The following is a 19,058-nucleotide window of genomic DNA, read 5'->3' as shown; positions in this document are numbered from 1 at the left end:
AAGACATAAAAATACCCTGATAATGGCATATTATCAGGGTGGCTAGAGTTCAAAAATACAAGGGCTTATTCTTTCTTAGTTTTTTTCTTAGTAGCTGTAGTAGTTGTTTTTGCTGCTGATTTAGTAGCAACTTTACGCCCTGTTTTTGTTACCGATTTTGTCGCTTTTTTAGCTGCTGTTTTAGTCGCTGCTTTTGAGCTTGTTTTGGTAGCTGTTTTGCTTGCTGCCCCTCTTTCTTCAAACTCAAAACCGATTTTACCTTTATTATCTAACACCAAATAAGCTTTAAATTTACGATTTGTCCGATTAGAGACAAAGTTTTCAAGTAAATCAGTTTTGCCAGTTTCCAGTAGTTTTTGCATTTGTTCAGATGAAATTTCCTGCTGCAGAATGACTTTACCAGATTTAAAATCACAAGGCTTATCTTGATTGTTAGACTGATCACAGATATAGTTCATGCCTACATCATAAATATGACCAGTGGCACATTTTGGACATTTGCCTAATGCTTTTAAGGTAGAGAAATCAATCTCCTCTTTATCTTCATCATTATTCTGACCAAAATCAAATTCAAGTTTATTTTCATCTGTCAGGCGTAAAATAGCCGAGAAAGGACGTCCTAATTTACTAATAAAGCCTGTTAATGGTCCAATAGATCTATTGCGTAGTAGTTCTTCAGCCTCTTCTGTTTCGAGATTACGACCACCAGGGTTTTTCGTAATTGAAAAGTCACAGTGAGTACAAGCAAAACGGCGATAGTTTTCTTTTACTTGATTACCACAAACAGGGCAAGGTGCTGTTAAAGTAACATAGTCCCCTGGTATTGTGTCATGTTCATATTCTTTGGCACGTTTTACAATGACTTGAGTGTTTTGTGCAATCTCTTGCATAAATAGGTTTCTATCCAGTGACCCTTGCTCAATTTGTTTGAGTTTATGCTCCCATTCGCCTGTTAATTCAGGCGAGGTTAATTCTTTTATATTTAAACCATTTAATAGCGTCATTAATTGACGTGTTTTTGTGGTTGGGATAAGGTCACGGTTTTCACGACGTAGGTATTGATCAGTGATTAAACCTTCAATAATAGTTGATCTAGTAGCAGGCGTACCCAAACCACGTTCAGACATTGCTACGCGTAATTCATCATCTTCAACAAGCTTACCTGCTCCCTCCATGGCACTGAGTAATGTTGCCTCAGTGTAATGTGGAGGAGGCTTGGTAGCATGAGTTTCCATACGAATATCTTCAGTATGAACCTTTTCATTTGGGGCAATGGGTACTAAATGATCATCGCCTTCTTGGGTGGTTCGACCATAGACTTCTAGCCAACCAGCAGAAACAAGTACTTTACCTTCTGTTTTAAAGTAATGCCCTGAGACTTGAGTTAGTCTAGTTGTTACTAGGTATTCTGCCGCTGGATAAAAGATTGCCATAAAGCGTTTTGTAATCAAATCATAAATCTTTGCTTCAGCTTCACTTAATTCTTTAGGTACTTGCGAGGTTGGGATAATTGCAAAGTGATCAGATACTTTCTTATTATCAAAAATGCGTTTATTTGGTTTTATCCATGACTTAGTTAAGATATTTTTAGCAAACGGTACATGTGATTTATTGATAGCAGAGCTACTTTCGCTAATCTCACCTAATGTTTGTTTGACAGTGTTGACATAGTCTTCAGGTAAATAACGTGAATCAGTACGTGGGTAAGTGATGACCTTATGGCGCTCATAAAGTGCTTGTGCTAGAGCCAGTGTTGTTTTTGCCGAATAGCCAAATCGGGAGTTAGCTTCACGTTGTAAAGAAGTTAAATCATACAAAGCAGGAGAGGATTGTGAGAGGGGTTTAGACTCTTCAGAGACTGTACCTGTTTTATTTTTGCACGCCATAATAATGGTTCGTGCTTCAGATTCAGACCATAAACGATTTTCTTTTTTCTCTGGATTGTTGGCATCTTTTTTGAAGTCTTTATCAATCCAACGGCCTTCATAGATACCTGCTGCAGCGACAAAAGTAGCAATGACTTCCCAGTAGTCTTTGGATTCAAATTGACGAATTTTTTGCTCACGATCAAAAACAATAGCTAGTGTTGGTGTTTGTACTCGACCAATAGGCGTTTTAAAGAAACCACCGTCTTTACTATTGAAGGCAGTCATGGCACGAGTACCATTAATGCCAACAAGCCAATCAGCTTCGGCACGAGAGCGTGCAGCCGCCTCTAGAGGTTTCATGCTTTCATCTGAACGAAGATTATTAAATGCATCCAGTATGGCTTGCTTTGTCATGGATTGGAGCCATAACCGTTGGATGGGTTTATTTACTTTGGCATATTGAATAATATAACGAAAGATTAATTCACCTTCTCTTCCCGCATCACAGGCATTAATTACGGCGGATACATCTTTTCGTTTGAGTAATTTGACTAAGAGTTTTAAACGCTCCATTGACTTTTTGTCAGCTGGCTGAATATCAAAACCATTTTTAGGAATGGCAGGTAAATGAGTAAAAGACCATTTACCACGCACCACATCGTCAGGGTTAAACAGAGTTAATAAATGTCCAACACTGGACGATAAGACATATTGATTATTTTCAAAATAACCATCGTGTCGCTCAAAGCCACCGAGAGCCCGAGAAATATCTTGGGCAACAGAAGGTTTTTCGGCAATAATTAAAGTCTTAGTCATTCTTTTCTCGTGTTAGTAAAAGCCAAATTAAATAAACAATAATTTTGGATAATAAGAGAGGGAAAATGTATTTTGCAAGTGAAAATCCATAAATGCCTTAATATTCTTTTGTTAATTTTAAGATTAAAGCAAGCAAATAACATTCTAACTATTTGATTTTACATTAATAAATAGGAAAAAAATTTTTTCTATGAAATATTAGTGTTTTACAAATCGTTGTGCCCAGTGAACGACTGCTTCAGACCAGAATGCCTCAATATTTTTGGGGTGAAAAGAGTTAAACCCTAAGATTCTCCATGCTTTGTCTAAGCTTTGTAAGGCGTTGGATAAATTAATAGGATTGGCGTGATTTTGTTTAGATAATTTTCGACCCTCACTATCCATTACTAAGGGTACATGCAAATAACGAATAGAAGAAAAGCCTAGATAGTGTCCAATGCATTGCTGACGTAATGTTGAGTCTAAAATGTCTTGTCCTCGAACAATATCGGTTACACCTTGATCAAAATCATCAATAACAACGACAAATTGGTAAGCAAAAAGCTTATCAGCACGTTTAATAATAATATCACCAATCTCTTGTTGGATATTTTGTTCTTGTCGACCTAACCACCTATCTTCAAAGCTAAATAGACCCTCTGGCATAATAAGTCGCCATGCACGAGGTATGCCTTTAGCTCCTTGCCGACAGGTACCAAGGTAGGGATATTGTCCTGATTTATGTATGCCAAGTGCTATAGCATTGTCAGTAATGATTTTACGTGTACAAGAACAGCCGTAGATCAAACCTTGTTGATTGAGTAAATCAAAGCATTCTTGATACCGATTAAGGCGCTGTGATTGATAAATCACTTCTCCATCCCAATGCATACCGAGAGCTTGTAATTGTTGCATGATAACCTTATCCGCTCCTGTAACAGTGCGAGGAGTATCAATATCTTCAATGCGTAGTAACCAACGACCATGATGGGCTTTGGCATCAAGATAGCTAGCCATTGCTGCTACTAATGAACCGTCGTGTAACGGACCACTAGGACTAGGAGCAAAGCGGCCAGTGTACGCTGAAAGTGTTTGCATAGTGGGGTATAGGCAAGAAAAGATAAATTATTTTAACAGTTACCAAATAAATAACGGGTACTATTGATAGGATAGAGTTTTTATAGATAGAAAACGCACAAATATTAGCTTAAGGCTTAAAACACTTTAAAATAAGTTATTCAATCATCATTAGCTACTTTCTTACGCTTAGGAGTTTTTATGTCATCATTTAATGTGCAATCAACAAAAGCCTTAATGGATATTACGGCTCGTCCAGAACTTGTCTTTGTTAAAGGCGAAGGATCATGGTTGGAAGATCATGCTGGTAAGCGTTATTTAGATGTGATTCAAGGCTGGGCAGTAAATTGTTTAGGGCATAATCCTAAGGTTATGCTTGATGCACTCAGTAAGCAAAGTCAGTTATTAATTAATCCATCTCCAGCTTTTTATAATCAACCTTCGCTTGATTTGGCAAATTGTCTTGTTAATTCAAGTGTTTTTAATCGAGTGTTTTTTGCCAATAGTGGGGCAGAAGCAAATGAGGGAGCGATTAAATTAGCCCGTAAATGGGGTCAAAAGAAACGCCAAGGGGCTTACAAAATTATCACGATGCAAAATAGTTTTCATGGACGTACTATTGCAACTATGTCAGCGTCAGGTAAAGAGGGGTGGGATAAAAAATTTCCACCACAAGTAGATGGATTCCCTAAGGCGATTATGAATGATTTGGACTCTGTTAAGGCTTTAATTGATGAGCAAACAGTTGCCGTGATGTTAGAGCCAGTACAAGGTGAAGGAGGCGTTATTCCTGCTACACCTGAGTTTATGCAGGGGTTACGTGCTTTAACCAAAGAAAAAGGTCTTTTACTGATTGTTGATGAGGTGCAAACAGGTTACGGGCGTTGTGGTACTTTATTTGCTCACCAACACTATGGAATCGCTCCAGATATTATGACCTTGGGTAAAGGGATTGGTGGAGGTGTACCGTTAGCAGCATTACTCTCAACAGAAGAAGTATCAGTATTTGAGTATGGTGATCAAGGGGGTACTTATAATGGTAATCCATTGATGACGGCTGTTGGTGTGGCGATATTTGATGCCTTAACTGCACCAGGCTTTTTAGAGAGTGTTAATGCACGTGCAGAACAATTATCACAAGGCTTATTAACTCTTTCGGCTAAGTATGGGCTCAAAGGTGAACGAGGTTTAGGTTTATTACGTGCTTTAATACTTGATGGTGACTATGGCAATGATTTAGTACTAGCAGCACGTGAGAGAGCACCAGAAGGCTTATTATTAAATGCTCCACGAGCTAATTTACTACGCTTTATGCCTGCTCTAAATATCTCAGAAGATGATATGAATACTATGCTGGTATGGTTGGATGCACTAATTGCTGAAGTTCGTAAATAATTAAAGAGGTGAGCAGTAATGGCAGACACATTTTTTGAACATAGTGCAGATGATGATCAACAGGAGTTACTGTTGAGTTTAGTCGCTGCGAATAATCGTCTAACTATGCAGCTAAATGCTACTCAACACGTGTTGATGAGTTTGCTGCAAACAATTGAGAGTAAAGACGAGGTGAAGTACTATGTGGAGAAATGTGCTTCTGCTTATTTGGCTTATGCTCAGGACATAGACCAGGACACTGAATTAACAGACTACTATCAAGAAAGTATTGATGAGTATCTTGATATACTAGGAGATACGAATGACTAATATAACAGTGTCTTTTTCAGCCAATGGCTGGAGAAGGTTACCAGATGGTCGCTTAGAGCATATCAGTGGATTGATGTTCAAAAAAATTCTCAATGGTGATGTAGAAATTGTTAGTGAAACCTTAGGAACATTTATTCAAAACTTAAAAAAAGAAGGCGTGCAAGCAACACAAGCACAAAAACTATTAGCTAAACTAGCACAACAGGCTCAAGAGCATTTTTTAGGTTTAAATTAAAAGAGTTCTTGATGAAATATGATAGGCTATATTCTTAGGAAGATATCTAAAGAGAATGTTCCTAGCGAATTGGGTATAAAAAAGCCGAGAGTGATATCTCGGCTTTTTTGTATTTTAGGTGCTTATTCCCCGAGTTTAATCAACTCAGCACCTTCAGTGACTTGGTCACCTACAGCATAGAAAACTTCTTCTACTTTGCCATCCTTGGGTGCTGTAATGGTATGTTCCATTTTCATTGCTTCCATAACAAGCAATGCTTGACCAGCCTTGACTACATCTCCAGTATTAACGGCTAAAGAAATGATTTTACCGGGCATAGGTGCGACTAAGCCTCCGCCATGACCTTGATCATCGCCTGCATGGTGTAAGTCGTCAGGTAGGCGTAATGTAGTCACTTTCCCTTGGTCAAAGATATAAGCTTCTTCCTTATTGAGGACAACCACAGCACTAGAGTTAACTTGATCTAGGCTAATCTTAGTCAAGTAGCGACCATCTTCCTCTTTAACAGACCATGTAAATGATTGGTGTTGCTCGCCAATAGTCATTGTCCATTGTTTATTTTCTCGGCTTAGTTTAATCTCTCGTGTTTCTTCTCCGTCTATGAGATGGATGTTTTCAGCATACTGAGAGGCTATGCGCCATGCATCTGTTAAGTCCCAAGGATCAACAGATGCTTGCTGAGAGTGTGCTGTAGAGGAAACTTGTCCTCGTTTAGCTAAGAGTGCTGCGACTAAATGAGCAAGTTTATCGGTGCTAGCTGCCTGTATAGGAGGTAGTAACTGAGCTTGATTTTTCTCAATTAAGCCTGTATCTAGGTCAGCAGTGGTGAATGCATTATTACTATATAAACGACCTAAGAAATCAATATTTGTACTAACACCTACTACTTGTGTATTAGCTAAAGCTTGTTTCATTCTCGCAATAGCTTGTTCACGATTATTGCCCCATACAATCAATTTAGCAATCATTGGGTCATAGAAAGGAGAAATCGTATCACCTTGTCTTACTCCGCCATCAACACGAATATCTCCTAACTCAAATTTGACATGGTCAGGTAAGTGGAAATACTGTAATTGCCCGATTGATGGCAAGAAACCATTGTCAGGATTTTCTGCGTAAATGCGTGATTCAATGGCATGCCCTTTAATCGTTAGATCGTCTTGTTTTGCTGGTAAAGGTTCTCCTGCGGCAACACGTAGTTGCCACTCTACTAGGTCAAATCCAGTAATCATTTCTGTTACAGGGTGCTCTACTTGTAGTCGAGTATTCATTTCCATAAAATAGAAACGACCGTCAGGTTCAGCGATAAACTCTACTGTTCCTGCACCTACATAGCCAACAGCTTTGGCAGCAGCAACTGCAGCCTCACCCATTTCAGCACGACGTTCAGGTGTCATACCCGGAGCAGGTGCTTCTTCAATGACTTTTTGATGACGACGTTGCACAGAACAATCGCGTTCGAATAGATAAACAGTATTGCCTAAACTATCTGCAAAAACTTGAATTTCGATATGGCGAGGTTTACTAAGGTAGCGCTCAACTAGAACTTTATCGTCACCGAAGCTACTGATAGCTTCACGTTTGCATGAGCTGAGTGCTTCTTTAAAGTCAGCCTCAGATTGTACAATACGCATCCCCTTACCACCGCCACCAGCACTGGCTTTGATTAAGACAGGGTAACCAATTCGGTTAGCTTCTTGTTGGAGAAAATCAGGGTGTTGATTATCACCATGATAACCAGGAACTAGAGGAACACCAGCTTTTTCCATTAGGGCTTTGGCCGCTGATTTACTTCCCATCGCTGCAATCGATGAAGCTGGAGGGCCAATAAACACGATATTTTGACTAGCACAGGCATTAGCAAAAGATTCATTTTCTGATAGGAATCCGTAACCTGGGTGTATAGCTTGAGCGCCTGTTTTTTTGGCGGCCTCTAAAATCGCATCAGCTCGTAAATAACTTTGACGAGGCTCTGATCCTCCAATATAGACAGACTCATCACATGCGGCAACATGAGCTGAGTTGGCATCAGCATCGGAGTATACGGCCACTGTACGAATGCCCATTTTTCTGGCTGTAGACGCTACTCGGCAAGCAATTTCACCACGATTAGCAATAAGAATTTTTGTAAACATTACGTGGTCTCCTTTAGATACGGAATACACCGAATTTAGTATCTTCGATTGGGGCATTTAAGGCTGCTGATAGGCTTAAAGCGAGCACACGACGAGTATCGGCTGGTTGGATAATGCCATCATCCCATAGGCGCGCCGAAGCATAGTAAGGATGACCTTCAACCTCATATTTATCACGGATAGGTGCTTTAAATGCTTCTTCGTCTTCAGTAGACCATTGTTCGCCTTTGGCTTCAAATTGGTCTCGTTTAATCGTAGACAGAACGCTTGCTGCTTGTTCACCACCCATAACTGAAATGCGGGCATTTGGCCACATATATAGCATTCTTGGACCGAATGCTCGACCACACATCCCATAGTTTCCTGCACCAAAAGAGCCGCCAATCAGAACGGTAAACTTAGGTACAGACGCCGTAGAAACAGCAGTTACCATTTTTGCACCATGACGTGCGATACCTTCATTTTCGTATTTACGACCAACCATAAAACCAGTAATGTTTTGTAAAAATACAAGAGGGATCTTTCGTTGGCAACATAATTCAATAAAGTGTGTACCTTTTTGGGCAGCTTCAGAGAATAAAATACCGTTATTAGCAATAATACCGACTGGCATACCGTGAATATGAGCAAAACCTGTAACAAGTGTGGTCCCGAAACGCGCTTTAAATTCTTCGAATTCAGAGCCATCTACAATACGAGCAATGACTTCGCGAACATCAAATGGTTTACGAGTATCTACAGGGATAATGCCATTGAGCTCCTCAGGATTATATAGAGGCTCTCGTACAGGAATTACTCTGAGAGGATTATTTTTTTTAAGATTAAGACGTGCAACAGCTTCTCTTGCTAGTTCTAAGGCGTGTAAATCATTGTTGGCAAGATGGTCTGCAACACCTGATAAGCGCGTATGTACATCACCCCCACCAAGGTCCTCTGCGGTAACAACTTCACCTGTTGCGGCTTTTACAAGAGGAGGTCCCCCTAAAAAGATAGTACCTTGATTTTTAACGATAATAGATTCATCACTCATGGCTGGAACATAAGCACCACCAGCCGTACATGACCCCATTACCACTGCAATTTGAGCAATTCCTAATGCTGACATTTGCGCTTGGTTAAAGAAAATACGCCCAAAGTGATCTCTATCGGGGAATACTTCATCTTGACGAGGAAGATTAGCACCACCAGAGTCAACTAAGTAAATACATGGTAAACGGTTTTGTTGAGCAATCTCTTGTGCTCGAAGGTGTTTTTTTACAGTCATTGGGTAATAAGTCCCACCTTTGACTGTAGGGTCGTTACATACAATCATGCATTCAACACCAGAAACACGACCTATACCAGTGATAATACCCGCACCGGGTGCCTCATTATCATACATTCCATGGGCAGCAAGAGGAGATAGCTCTAAAAAAGCACTACCAGGGTCAAGTAAACGTTCAACACGGTCACGAGGTAAGAGTTTGCCACGAGCCGTATGTTTATCACGAGATGCTTGACTGCCACCTAGAGATGTTTTGTGTAGTTGTTGTTTGAGGTCATCAACTTGTGCCTGCATACTTGCCACATTTTCAAGAAATGTTTGCGAGCGAGTATTAATTTTTGACGTAATTACTGGCATAGGTCTTTCCTAGTTATTGAATGTTTTAGTACATTTCTACAGCAAGTGCAACGGCTTCACCACCACCAATACATAGTGAAGCAATGCCTTTTTTACCACTTGTTTTGCGTAATGCACCAATTAATGTTGTTAGGATACGAGCACCTGAGGCACCGATTGGATGACCTAATGCTGTAGCACCACCATGGATATTTACTTTGGCATGGTCAAGAGAAAGGTCTTTCATTGCTGCCATAGTCACAACAGCGAAGGCTTCGTTAATTTCGAATAAGTCAACATCGTTAAGTGCCCAACCTGCTTTATCGGCACATTTTTGAATAGCACCAACTGGAGCTGTTGTAAACCATTCTGGTTCGTGTGAGTGTTGAGTGTGGGCAACTACTTTGGCTAAAGGTTTAACACCTAATTTTTCAGCTGTAGAGGCACGCATTAATACTAAAGCAGAAGCACCGTCAGAAATTGAAGATGAGTTTGCTGCAGTGACTGAACCGTCTTTTTTGAAGGCAGGACGTAATGATGGGATTTTCTCTGGTTTTGCTTTTGTTGGTGCTTCGTCAGTATCTACAACGGTATCACCTGAACGACCACTGATTGTCACAGGAGCAATTTCCCATTTAAAACTACCATCAGCAATTGCTTGGTTAGCTCGGCGTAATGATTCAATAGCATATGCGTCTTGCTCTTCACGAGTAAATTTGTATTTATCTACACATTGTTCAGCAAATACACCCATTGCCGTGCCACGTTGGTAAGCATCTTCTAGACCGTCTAAAGCCATATGGTCATAAACAGTAGAATTGCCATAGCGATAACCTTGGCGACCTTTTAATAATAGGTAAGGGGCGTTTGACATGCTTTCTTGTCCACCTGCAACCACCACATCAGTGCTACCGGCAAGTAACATATCATGGGCTAACATCACGGCTTTTAAACCAGAACCACATACTTTATGGATAGTTAAAGAAGCAACGCTTTTGGGAAGACCAGCACCAAGAGTAGCCTGACGAGCAGGCGCCTGACCTTGACCTGCTTGTAAAACATTACCCATGATAACATCGTTAACATCTTCAGCTTTAAGACCTGCACGTTCCACAGCAGCTTTAATCGCAATGGCGCCTAATTCATGTGCTGCTAGACCCGACAAACTACCTAACATAGCTCCCATTGGAGTACGTACAGCGGATACGATTACGATTGGATCTGACATAGTAAATTCCTTTAAGTTTAAAATTAACGAGGAGAATTATTTGGTTTCGTTGAATAATTCACGACCAATAAGCATACGGCGGATTTCGCTAGTGCCGGCACCAATTTCATACAATTTAGCATCACGCCATAGACGTCCAACAGGGAATTCATTGATATAACCATTACCACCTAGAATTTGGATGCCTTCACCCGCCATCCAAGTCGCTTTTTCTGCACAATATAGAATCACGGCTGCACAATCTTTACGAACTTCGCGGACATGAGCTGCGCCAGCACGATCTAGGTTTTTCCCTACGGTATAGCAGAATGCACGACACGCTTGAAGCGCTGTATACATATCTGCTATCTTACCTTGAATTAACTGGAATTCGCCAATTGATTGACCAAATTGCTTGCGATCATGGATGTAAGGAACTGTTACGTCCATAACTGCTTGCATAATGCCTAATGGTCCACCAGATAAAACAGCGCGTTCGTAGTCAAGTCCACTCATTAATACCTTAACACCACCGTTTAATTCACCTAGAATATTTTCTTCAGGAACTTCACAATCTTGGAATACTAGCTCACCTGTATGGCTACCTCGCATACCCATTTTGTCTAGTTTTTGTGCAATTGAAAATCCTTTAAATCCTTTCTCAATAATAAAAGCAGTGATGCCTTTTGAATGGGCTTCTGGATTAGTTTTTGCATAGACGACTAACGTGTCAGCGTCAGGACCATTAGTAATCCACATTTTGCTGCCGTTCAAAATATATTTATCACCTTTTTTCTCTGCTCGAAGTTTCATGCTCACAACGTCAGAACCAGCACCTGGCTCTGACATGGCTAAAGCACCTATATGCTCACCAGAAACGAGTTTGGGTAAATATTTTTGCTTTTGAGCTTCTGTGCCATTACGGTGGAGTTGGTTAACACAAAGGTTAGAATGTGCCCCATAAGATAAACCTACTGAAGCACTTGCACGAGAAATTTCTTCCATGGCAATCATATGAGCTAGGTAGCCTAAATTAGTGCCACCATATTCTTCTGCAACCGTTAGACCTAAGAGTCCCATTTCACCAAATTTTTTCCATAAATCCATAGGGAATTGGTCAGAATGGTCAATCTCTTGAGCTCGAGGAGCAATTTCCGCCTGAGCAAATTGGTAAATAGCATCACGAAGGGTGTCTAAATCTTCACCTAAATCAAAGTTTAAACCGGGCAGAGTCATAGTATTCTCCTCAGAAAAATAGGGTATATCTGCAAATGATAAATATAGCAAATGAATATAACAGTATTGTAACGGTTAGTTTACGTTAACGTAAACCTAGGGTTTTCCTTAGTACTTATATATTTTTCCTTAAGCTTGCTTATGGAATAATGTGAATAATGTTGTTTGAACGAAATTAGCTAATGAAGATAATTTACGAATGATGCTGAAGCAGAGCGAAACACTGCTTTTCTTGGTAATCAATTTCCGCTAATGTTTGCTCTATATCCGCTTTTTGTTGGAGTAGTTGTGATTTGTGTTTTTGTAAGGCATCCAGATAGGTTTTTAATTGCGTATCGGTGCTACCAGGTCCGTCATACATATCAATGAGCGAGCAAATCTCACTCAAAGGAAACCCTAAACGTTTTCCTCTTAGGGCTAGCTTAAGTCTGGTGCGATCCCTATGAGTATAGATACGTTTTTGACCTTCTCGAATAGGATTAAGAATATGGTGGTCTTCATAAAAGCGCAGCGTACGAGGTGTCACACCAAATTCCTGCGCCAGTTCTGAAATGCTCCAAGTTTTGTTGCTCATAGTAGCCTATCGAAAATACTAGTTTACGTTTGCGTAAAGTTTCCATTATTATGGTCATATTGTCAATAGAGGATGTTAGTGATAATGAATCAGAATGAATTAAAACTTAGTTATCCATTCGATGGAATTGAACCTAGTCCAGGCAATGCATTTGAAATTTTGCCGGGGGTGAAATGGATTAAAATGCCACTCCCTTTTGCTTTAAACCATATTAATCTTTGGTTAGTCAAGGATGAGTTTCAAGGGAAAAAGGGTTGGGCCATAGTTGACTGTGGTATAGCCAAAGATCCTGTAAAGGAATTATGGGAAAAAATATTTGAGCAAGAACTAGAAGGCTTGCCTGTCACACGAGTTATTGTGACTCATATGCACCCAGATCATGTTGGACTTGCTGGGTGGTTATGTGAGAAATGGCAAGTGCCTCTATTTATGAGCATGACGGATTATATGGTATCCAAGCTTTGGACGGCAAACTCAACAGCAGGTGCAGGGACTGGTGGAGAGATGGCTGTTGAGCATTTTGCTAGACATGGTCTTATAGATAAAGAGGCTCAGGAAAAAATTAGGCAGCGTGCAAATTATTACCCAGGATTAGTATCAAAACCGCCAAGCTCTTATTGTCGGTTGATGGATGGTCAGCAGATTAAATTAGGTGATTTTGTATGGGAGTTGATTTCGGGTTATGGCCATGCACCAGAGCATATAGCGTTATTTTGTCCATCACTCAATTTATTGATTTCTGGTGATATGATCTTACCGAAAATATCTACTAATGTGAGTGTATTTGATTATGAGCCTGAAGCAAATCCATTACCACTTTATTTGGAATCACTAAATAAATATGACCATATACCTGAAGATGTGTTGGTGTTGCCTTCACATGGTCGTCCCTTTAGAGGCATCCATGAGCGTATTCGTCAGCAACATGAGCATCATAAAGAGCGTTTGGAAGAGGTATGGAGTATGTGTGAGACACCTGCGACCGTCAGTGAAATCGTACCAAAAATGTTTAAACGTGAATTGGATTTACATCAATTGACATTTGCTATGGGTGAGGCGCTTGCTCATTTAAATGCACTTTATTTTGAAGGTAAGTTAAAACGTTTGGTTGATGAACAAGGCATTTACAGATTCCAACAGATTAATTGACTTATTTTATCGTATGGGGAAATCAGATTTCTTATCTTGTAGTAATAGGAAATCTGATAATTATTAGAAAAATAACTTTATAGCTAATCCTACAAACACAATCACGGTAACAATATTTAATATATATTGTGCTTTTGGTGATTGTTTAATGATGCGTCCAAACGTGCCACTGAAGTAAGCAATCGTATTAAATGTAATAAAGGTTGCTAACATAAAGAGGGCACTTAGTGATATTAATTGTTGAGTAGCAGTAATACTGGATGAATATAGGAATTGGGGTAAAAAAGCTAAGAAAAATAGGGTTACTTTGGGATTAGTCACATTCATCAAAATACCACGACGATAATATTGCCCATAAGACAGTGGAGAATTTGTTTTCTGGGATGAACTATCTAGTGTCATCGGTTTAGATTTTGCTGTTAAATAAGCAAGGTACAACAGATAGGTTGCACCAATAATTTTTAGTATTAAAAAGGCTGTTGGAGAAGTTTTAATAAGTGTAGCAACACCAAAAGTCACTAATAATGTGTGAAAGATTAACCCAGTACATAAGCCTAGGATAATAAAAAACCCCACTTTAGCACCATACAGAGCACTTTGTAATAATACAAAAATATTGTCTGGGCCGGGAGAAAGAGCCAGCAATATGCTGACACCGAAAAAGCTTATAAGAATATCTAAAGGCATAAAAACTCTTTTGCTAGTATACTGAGTAGTGTTACTGTTTTGATTAAATTAAGCAAATAATTATGTCTAAATCCTTATTCACCAAACTTTCTCATCTTGGTACCGCCCCTTGTGATGAACAACATCCTCGTGCTCCAGTTGCATTACCTGCTATTAGAACGAGCACAGTTCGGTTCAATACCATTCATGACTTATATGATACATATAAACGCCAATCTAGTGGTGAAAGAATTGTAGGATATGGACGAATGGGGATGGATACCCATGCTGCATTCGAAGAAATTATGTGCGAGCTTGAGGGAGGACAAAGAGCCTTTTTAGCGCCCTCAGGGTTAAATGCGATTGCAATGGTACTGTTAAGTTTCTTAAGTGCTGGCGATCATATGCTAGTTGCTGATTGTGTGTATGGACCAGTTCGTCAAATGGATAAAACCGTTTTACAACGGATGAATATTGAAAGCACTTTTTGCTCTATGCGTAATGCTGATGAAATAGAAGCTCAAACCAAGCCTAATACCAAAGTATTGTATATCGAGTCACCCGGATCGTTATTGTTTGAAATGTTAGATTTACCATCTATTGCAGCTATTGCTAAAAAACATAATATTTTGCTAGTTACGGATAATACATGGGGATCAGGGATTGCTTATCGTCCTTTAGAGCTTGGAGCTGATATTTCAGTGGTTGCTGTCACCAAATATATTGGTGGACATTCAGATTTATTAATGGGTGCTGTAGTTGCCAAGGATGAGAAAGTTATTAAAACATTAGATATTAATCAATATGCTTTAGGTTTCTCAACCAGTGCAGATGATGTATGGTTAGCAATTAGAGGGGTGAGAACAATTGATGTTCGCATGAAACGTCATGCAGAAAATGCTTTAAAAGTATGTGAGTTTTTTGATCAACAGCCAGAAACCTTGCAAATTTTCCATCCGGCTTATGAGAAAGATAGTCATCATGCATTATGGAAAAGAGATGCCCGGGGGTCAAATGGCATGATGTCTGTTGCCTTGAATTTCACTCCCGAACAAACAAAGGTTTTTGTGGAGACACTAGAGTTATTTAGTATTGGTTATTCTTGGGGAGGATATGAAAGTCTGGTAGATATGGTTGATGTGAGTTTCCTTAAAAATCATGCCTACTGGAACGCTTCTTACCCTAGTCTGGTCAGATTACATATTGGTTTAGAGTCAGTGGAGGACTTGATTGCTGACTTATCACAAGCGTTAGATAAGGCTCGCCACCACAAGGTGTAAAAAATACAGTGTCAAAAATATAAGCTCCCTTTATCATTGAAATTGATAGAAAGGGAGCTTATTTGTATGTACAGAATTAAAGTGAAGGTGAAGGCTAGTCGTTTTGCTAGAGAGCCTTCCACTATCTACAGTGCTTATGTTGAGGATTTATTTAGCTTCTTTTTCTACAAGTTGTTTGACTAAAACAATAGCACTTTCATAATCACCTGTCATACCAGGAGATGTTAGATATTTACCCGCTACAGCAAAAGATGGGGTGGCATCCACTTTGTATTGATCTGTCATTTCAGTTGCTCGGCGAACTTTGGTGTTTACCCCAAAAGAGTCATATGTTTCTTCAAATGTTTTTTTGTCAATACCTTGCGATACAGCCCAATCTACAATCACATCACGAGTAAATAAACGCTTTTTGTCCTTATGTATAGCCTCAAATACTTTGGGATGTAAGTCTTTGCGATCAAGTGCCATTAGGGTATAGAACAAACGTTGCATCGGTTCCATAGAGGCATTAAAAGCAACAGGTACTGGCAATAATTCAGCGGATGCAGGTAACTCCTTGCTTAAGTTTTCAACCATTGGTTCCATAGCCGCACAGTGGGAACATGCATAGGAAAAAAACTCTAATACTTCTGTTTTTGCTGGTGTTTGAGAAGCAAAAGCTGGATTAAATGTAATGTATTTTTCTTGAGCCTGTGCTGTAGAAAATGTAGATAAAGCGACAAAACCAAGAGCTGGGATTAAAGTCTTTAGGGTTTTTAGGGTTAACATCTTTTATCCTTAGGAAATTTTTTATTGATTCCTCTATGATGACATAAAAAATTATCCCTGTAATGCAACCTACATCACAGGGATATGTTTTGTACTTCAAATTGTTACGGATGAAAAGGCTTGTTGGGTTTTAGCGAATAAGCGTTGAATTAATATTTTTAGATTTCAATAAATTTTGCATTTTTTTAAGCTCACTTTCACTAGTGAAAGGCCCAATTCTTACTCTAGTAAACTCGGTATTATTAATAGTTGTTTGGCTGATAGTTACATTGGAAATGCCGTGCATTAATAGCTCAGCACGTTTTGCATCAGCCTCATTAGCATCTTTAAAGGAACCAATTTGTAAGAATGTCGCTGATGGTTTTTTATTGATTTCTGTGGTTGCCTGCGAAGTGATGGCTTGTATTTTAGGTGCCGCTTTAGCAGTACTACTGCTTTGCGAGTTATTCATTGATTGAATTAAATTACCGATAGCATCATCTTTTTTGGGGTGCTCAGGTTTTGTGTTTGGTGTGACTGAGTTTTTAGGTTCAGCTGTTTTTTGAGGCTGAGTAGGCTCCTTGGGCACAACTGGAGTGGTTGGTTCCGTAGTGGGTTTTGTACCAGTTGACTGAGCAATACTTTGAGGAATTTCCTCTGTTCTTAAAGGTATGTTTGAGCTAGTTTGACTCGTTGTGTTATTTATAGGTTGAGTGGGTTGAGCCGGTTGATTTTGGAGAGTGGATACACTAGGTTTTTGCTCAGTGACAATAACTTTTGGTGGTGTTTTTTCCACGGAGGTTGCTGCAGGACTAGTTAGCTTTTGAGCAGGCTCTTGTGGTGGTGTGGTTGTATGGTTTTTTTCACGCAAATAGTATGCGAGAGCAGCAGCAAGCCCCAACCCCATTACAATACCAAAAATGATATAGCCGAATGGGGTTGTAGCTGATTGAGAATTTGTCTTGGTTGAGCGTCGAGTAGCTGGTTTACGTTTTGTTGTTGCCATAAGTTTTACTACATTTGTTCGGGTGCAGAAACACCTAATAAATCCAGTGCATTAACAATCACTTGTCTAGTGCTGTCAGCCAAGGCTAGGCGAGCTAATTTTAATGCTTCATCGTCAATCATAATACGTTCAGCGTTATACCAAGAGTGGAAGTCTTTAGCTAAGTCCAGAACCCAGAAAGCAATATAGTGAGGTGCTAAATCTTTTGCTGCTAACTGAATCATACTTGGTAGTTCAGCAAGACGCTTTAACAGCGTAATTTCACTTGGAGCCGTTAATAAACTAATGTCTGCTTGCTCCACTTGATGTGCTAATTCTGCGGCATCACGCAGTATTTTACAGATACGAGCATGAGCATATTGCACATAATAAACAGGGTTTTCTTCGCCTTTTGATAGAGCTAAGTCAATATCAAACGTAAACTCTGTATCGGCTTTACGTTGGATAAGGAAAAAACGGGTGGCATCTTGTCCTACCCAGTCAATCAAGTCACGCATAGTTACATAAGAACCTGCACGCTTAGAAATTTTGACTTCTTCGCCATTACGAGTTACTCGGACCATTTTATGTAAGACATAAGAGGGGAAGTCTTTTGGAATACCTAATTCTAAGCCCTGTAAACCGGCACGGACACGTGCGATAGTCCCATGGTGGTCGCTTCCTTGAATATCAATTGCATGTTTAAAACCACGGTTCCATTTGCTCAGGTGATAAGCCACATCAGGAACAAAATAGGTATAACTACCATCGGTTTTACGCATAACACGGTCTTTATCATCACCAGTACCTAATTCTGTCGTGCGTAACCAAAGGGCGCCATCTTCTTCGTAGGTGTGACCATTTTTAGTTAATAAAGATACAGCTTCTTCAACTTTACCATCTGTATAAAGAGAGCTTTCTAGATAATATTGGTCAAAAACGAGATTAAAGGCTTTAAGGTCTAAATCTTGTTCATTGCGTAAGTAGGCAACAGCAAAACGGCGAATATTCTCTAAATCATCAAGATTACCATTCGCTTGTACATTTTTACCATCGGCAAAAACTGTTTTTTGAGCAATAAAGTCATTTGCAATATCAACAATATAATCACCACGGTAACCATCAGCTGGGTATGAGGGGTCATCGGGATCTATTCCTTTGGCACGAGCTTGTACGCTAATGGCTAAATTGTTAATTTGATTACCAGCATCGTTATAGTAAAACTCACGGTGTACCTTATAACCTGCAGCAGAGAATAAACGACAGATACAATCACCTAATGCCGCTTGTCTTGCATGACCTACGTGTAATGGACCTGTAGGGTTTGCAGAAACAAACTCAACCATTAATGACTCACCATTACTTGGTGATTTAGCAAAATCTTTATTTGATTCTTGAATGTAATTAATTACTTCTTGGTGTACGGCAGGGGTGCATCGAAGGTTAATAAAACCTGGGCCAGCAATCTCAGCTGAAGCGAGAAGCTCTTTTGCCAAGGGATTGCTCATTAGTGTATCTACAATGTCTTGAGCTAGCTCTCTGGGATTACGTTTATTTGGCTTAGCTAATTGCATAGCAATATTGCTTGCGACATCCCCATGTTCTGCTTGTTTTGGACGTTCAAGTTTGATGACTGGCTCTTGTTCTGGTAGAAGAGTTTTTACAGCATCAGCTAATAGCTGACTGAGTTTATTCTGGAGCTCTGGGAGCATACGTTGATATTACCTATTAAGCCCTATCGTATATAGGGGGTTGTTTTTAAAAAGAAATAAGCTAAATAATACCATATTATTGGTCTTG

General features: G+C 39.6%; 16 protein-coding genes. 5 read left to right on the top strand and 11 right to left on the bottom strand.

Going from position 1 to position 19,058, the window contains the following annotated elements:
- Positions 1-65 precede the first annotated feature (65 nt).
- Both BQ4443_RS11635 and gluQRS read right to left on the bottom strand, forming a co-directional pair.
- Positions 66-2,684: a DNA topoisomerase III gene (locus tag BQ4443_RS11635; RefSeq protein WP_071059205.1), complete on the bottom strand. Its 2,619-nt coding sequence runs from the start codon at positions 2,682-2,684 to the stop codon at positions 66-68.
- A gap of 198 nt (positions 2,685-2,882) precedes the next feature.
- Positions 2,883-3,761 carry a tRNA glutamyl-Q(34) synthetase GluQRS gene (gene gluQRS, locus BQ4443_RS11630; protein WP_071059203.1) on the bottom strand — a complete coding sequence of 293 codons (879 nt, stop codon included), beginning with the start codon at positions 3,759-3,761 and terminating at the stop codon, positions 2,883-2,885.
- Between the two features lie 180 nt (positions 3,762-3,941).
- Between gluQRS and BQ4443_RS11625 the strand changes: the two genes are divergently transcribed.
- From BQ4443_RS11625 to BQ4443_RS11615, 3 genes are read left to right on the top strand one after another with little or no spacing between them, the layout of a single operon-like run.
- Complete coding sequence (locus BQ4443_RS11625) at positions 3,942-5,135, top strand: acetylornithine transaminase (RefSeq protein ID WP_071059201.1); 1,194 nt, start codon at positions 3,942-3,944, stop codon at positions 5,133-5,135.
- Between the two features lie 18 nt (positions 5,136-5,153).
- On the top strand, positions 5,154-5,444 hold the full coding sequence (locus tag BQ4443_RS11620) for a hypothetical protein (protein WP_023951635.1): 291 nt from the start codon (positions 5,154-5,156) through the stop codon (positions 5,442-5,444).
- Positions 5,437-5,679, top strand: a complete 243-nt coding sequence (locus BQ4443_RS11615) for a hypothetical protein (RefSeq protein ID WP_023951638.1) — start codon at positions 5,437-5,439, stop codon at positions 5,677-5,679. The genes BQ4443_RS11620 and BQ4443_RS11615 overlap by 8 nt, the downstream gene beginning before the upstream one ends.
- A 122-nt stretch (positions 5,680-5,801) precedes the next feature.
- Here BQ4443_RS11615 and BQ4443_RS11610 read toward each other — a convergent pair whose 3' ends face one another.
- The 5 genes from BQ4443_RS11610 to BQ4443_RS11590 form a co-directional block, all read right to left on the bottom strand.
- Complete coding sequence (locus BQ4443_RS11610; protein ID WP_071059199.1) at positions 5,802-7,814, bottom strand: acetyl/propionyl/methylcrotonyl-CoA carboxylase subunit alpha; 2,013 nt, start codon at positions 7,812-7,814, stop codon at positions 5,802-5,804.
- 13 nt (positions 7,815-7,827) lie between these two features.
- Positions 7,828-9,435 carry a carboxyl transferase domain-containing protein gene (locus tag BQ4443_RS11605; protein ID WP_023951642.1) on the bottom strand — a complete coding sequence of 536 codons (1,608 nt, stop codon included), beginning with the start codon at positions 9,433-9,435 and terminating at the stop codon, positions 7,828-7,830.
- A 25-nt stretch (positions 9,436-9,460) separates the two neighbouring features.
- A complete protein-coding gene (locus tag BQ4443_RS11600; protein WP_023951644.1) occupies positions 9,461-10,642 on the bottom strand; it encodes an acetyl-CoA C-acyltransferase in 1,182 nt (393 codons plus the stop codon).
- A 36-nt stretch (positions 10,643-10,678) separates the two neighbouring features.
- Positions 10,679-11,857: an isovaleryl-CoA dehydrogenase gene (locus tag BQ4443_RS11595; protein WP_023951646.1), complete on the bottom strand. Its 1,179-nt coding sequence runs from the start codon at positions 11,855-11,857 to the stop codon at positions 10,679-10,681.
- A gap of 193 nt (positions 11,858-12,050) precedes the next feature.
- Entirely contained in the window at positions 12,051-12,431 is a 381-nt protein-coding gene (locus BQ4443_RS11590) for a MerR family transcriptional regulator (protein WP_023951648.1), read from the bottom strand.
- 84 nt (positions 12,432-12,515) lie between these two features.
- On the opposite strand from BQ4443_RS11590, the gene BQ4443_RS11585 reads away from it, so the two are divergent.
- Positions 12,516-13,580: an MBL fold metallo-hydrolase gene (locus tag BQ4443_RS11585; protein ID WP_071059196.1), complete on the top strand. Its 1,065-nt coding sequence runs from the start codon at positions 12,516-12,518 to the stop codon at positions 13,578-13,580.
- A 63-nt stretch (positions 13,581-13,643) separates the two neighbouring features.
- Here BQ4443_RS11585 and BQ4443_RS11580 read toward each other — a convergent pair whose 3' ends face one another.
- Complete coding sequence (locus tag BQ4443_RS11580) at positions 13,644-14,267, bottom strand: LysE family translocator (RefSeq protein WP_023951652.1); 624 nt, start codon at positions 14,265-14,267, stop codon at positions 13,644-13,646.
- Positions 14,268-14,329: 62 nt separating this feature from the next.
- On the opposite strand from BQ4443_RS11580, the gene BQ4443_RS11575 reads away from it, so the two are divergent.
- A complete protein-coding gene (locus BQ4443_RS11575) occupies positions 14,330-15,526 on the top strand; it encodes a trans-sulfuration enzyme family protein (RefSeq protein ID WP_071059194.1) in 1,197 nt (398 codons plus the stop codon).
- A gap of 147 nt (positions 15,527-15,673) precedes the next feature.
- Here the strand turns inward: BQ4443_RS11575 and BQ4443_RS11570 are convergent, their stop codons facing one another.
- From BQ4443_RS11570 to argS, 3 genes are all read right to left on the bottom strand, one after another.
- The gene (locus BQ4443_RS11570) at positions 15,674-16,294 is read right to left on the bottom strand and encodes a thiol:disulfide interchange protein DsbA/DsbL (RefSeq protein WP_023951656.1); all 621 of its coding nucleotides are present in this window, start codon (positions 16,292-16,294) and stop codon (positions 15,674-15,676) included.
- Positions 16,295-16,424: 130 nt separating this feature from the next.
- Positions 16,425-17,279, bottom strand: coding sequence for an SPOR domain-containing protein (locus BQ4443_RS11565; RefSeq protein WP_071059191.1), 855 nt, complete (start codon positions 17,277-17,279; stop codon positions 16,425-16,427).
- An 8-nt stretch (positions 17,280-17,287) separates the two neighbouring features.
- Complete coding sequence (gene argS, locus BQ4443_RS11560; protein WP_023951662.1) at positions 17,288-18,970, bottom strand: arginine--tRNA ligase; 1,683 nt, start codon at positions 18,968-18,970, stop codon at positions 17,288-17,290.
- Between the last annotated feature and the right edge of the window lie 88 nt (positions 18,971-19,058).

The organism is Pelistega sp. MC2, from assembly GCF_900099475.1.
Classification (GTDB): domain Bacteria; phylum Pseudomonadota; class Gammaproteobacteria; order Burkholderiales; family Burkholderiaceae_B; genus Taylorella; species Taylorella indica.
The sequence above is the reverse complement of the archived record's forward strand: the minus strand, read 5'-3'. Positions and strand labels throughout refer to the sequence as shown.

Excerpts from the sequence above, each read along its gene's own strand:
- BQ4443_RS11595 (WP_023951646.1), bottom strand. The coding sequence starts at position 11,857 with ATGACTCTGCCCGGTTTAAACTTTGATTTAGGTGAAGATTTAGACACC.
- BQ4443_RS11570 (WP_023951656.1), bottom strand. The coding sequence starts at position 16,294 with ATGTTAACCCTAAAAACCCTAAAGACTTTAATCCCAGCTCTTGGTTTT.
- gluQRS (WP_071059203.1), bottom strand. The coding sequence starts at position 3,761 with ATGCAAACACTTTCAGCGTACACTGGCCGCTTTGCTCCTAGTCCTAGT.
- BQ4443_RS11590 (WP_023951648.1), bottom strand. The coding sequence starts at position 12,431 with ATGAGCAACAAAACTTGGAGCATTTCAGAACTGGCGCAGGAATTTGGT.
- BQ4443_RS11620 (WP_023951635.1), top strand. The coding sequence starts at position 5,154 with ATGGCAGACACATTTTTTGAACATAGTGCAGATGATGATCAACAGGAG.
- BQ4443_RS11615 (WP_023951638.1), top strand. The coding sequence starts at position 5,437 with ATGACTAATATAACAGTGTCTTTTTCAGCCAATGGCTGGAGAAGGTTA.
- BQ4443_RS11635 (WP_071059205.1), bottom strand. The coding sequence starts at position 2,684 with ATGACTAAGACTTTAATTATTGCCGAAAAACCTTCTGTTGCCCAAGAT.
- BQ4443_RS11605 (WP_023951642.1), bottom strand. The coding sequence starts at position 9,435 with ATGCCAGTAATTACGTCAAAAATTAATACTCGCTCGCAAACATTTCTT.
- BQ4443_RS11585 (WP_071059196.1), top strand. The coding sequence starts at position 12,516 with ATGAATCAGAATGAATTAAAACTTAGTTATCCATTCGATGGAATTGAA.
- BQ4443_RS11575 (WP_071059194.1), top strand. The coding sequence starts at position 14,330 with ATGTCTAAATCCTTATTCACCAAACTTTCTCATCTTGGTACCGCCCCT.
- BQ4443_RS11600 (WP_023951644.1), bottom strand. The coding sequence starts at position 10,642 with ATGTCAGATCCAATCGTAATCGTATCCGCTGTACGTACTCCAATGGGA.
- argS (WP_023951662.1), bottom strand. The coding sequence starts at position 18,970 with ATGCTCCCAGAGCTCCAGAATAAACTCAGTCAGCTATTAGCTGATGCT.
- BQ4443_RS11625 (WP_071059201.1), top strand. The coding sequence starts at position 3,942 with ATGTCATCATTTAATGTGCAATCAACAAAAGCCTTAATGGATATTACG.
- BQ4443_RS11580 (WP_023951652.1), bottom strand. The coding sequence starts at position 14,267 with ATGCCTTTAGATATTCTTATAAGCTTTTTCGGTGTCAGCATATTGCTG.
- BQ4443_RS11610 (WP_071059199.1), bottom strand. The coding sequence starts at position 7,814 with ATGTTTACAAAAATTCTTATTGCTAATCGTGGTGAAATTGCTTGCCGA.
- BQ4443_RS11565 (WP_071059191.1), bottom strand. The coding sequence starts at position 17,279 with ATGGCAACAACAAAACGTAAACCAGCTACTCGACGCTCAACCAAGACA.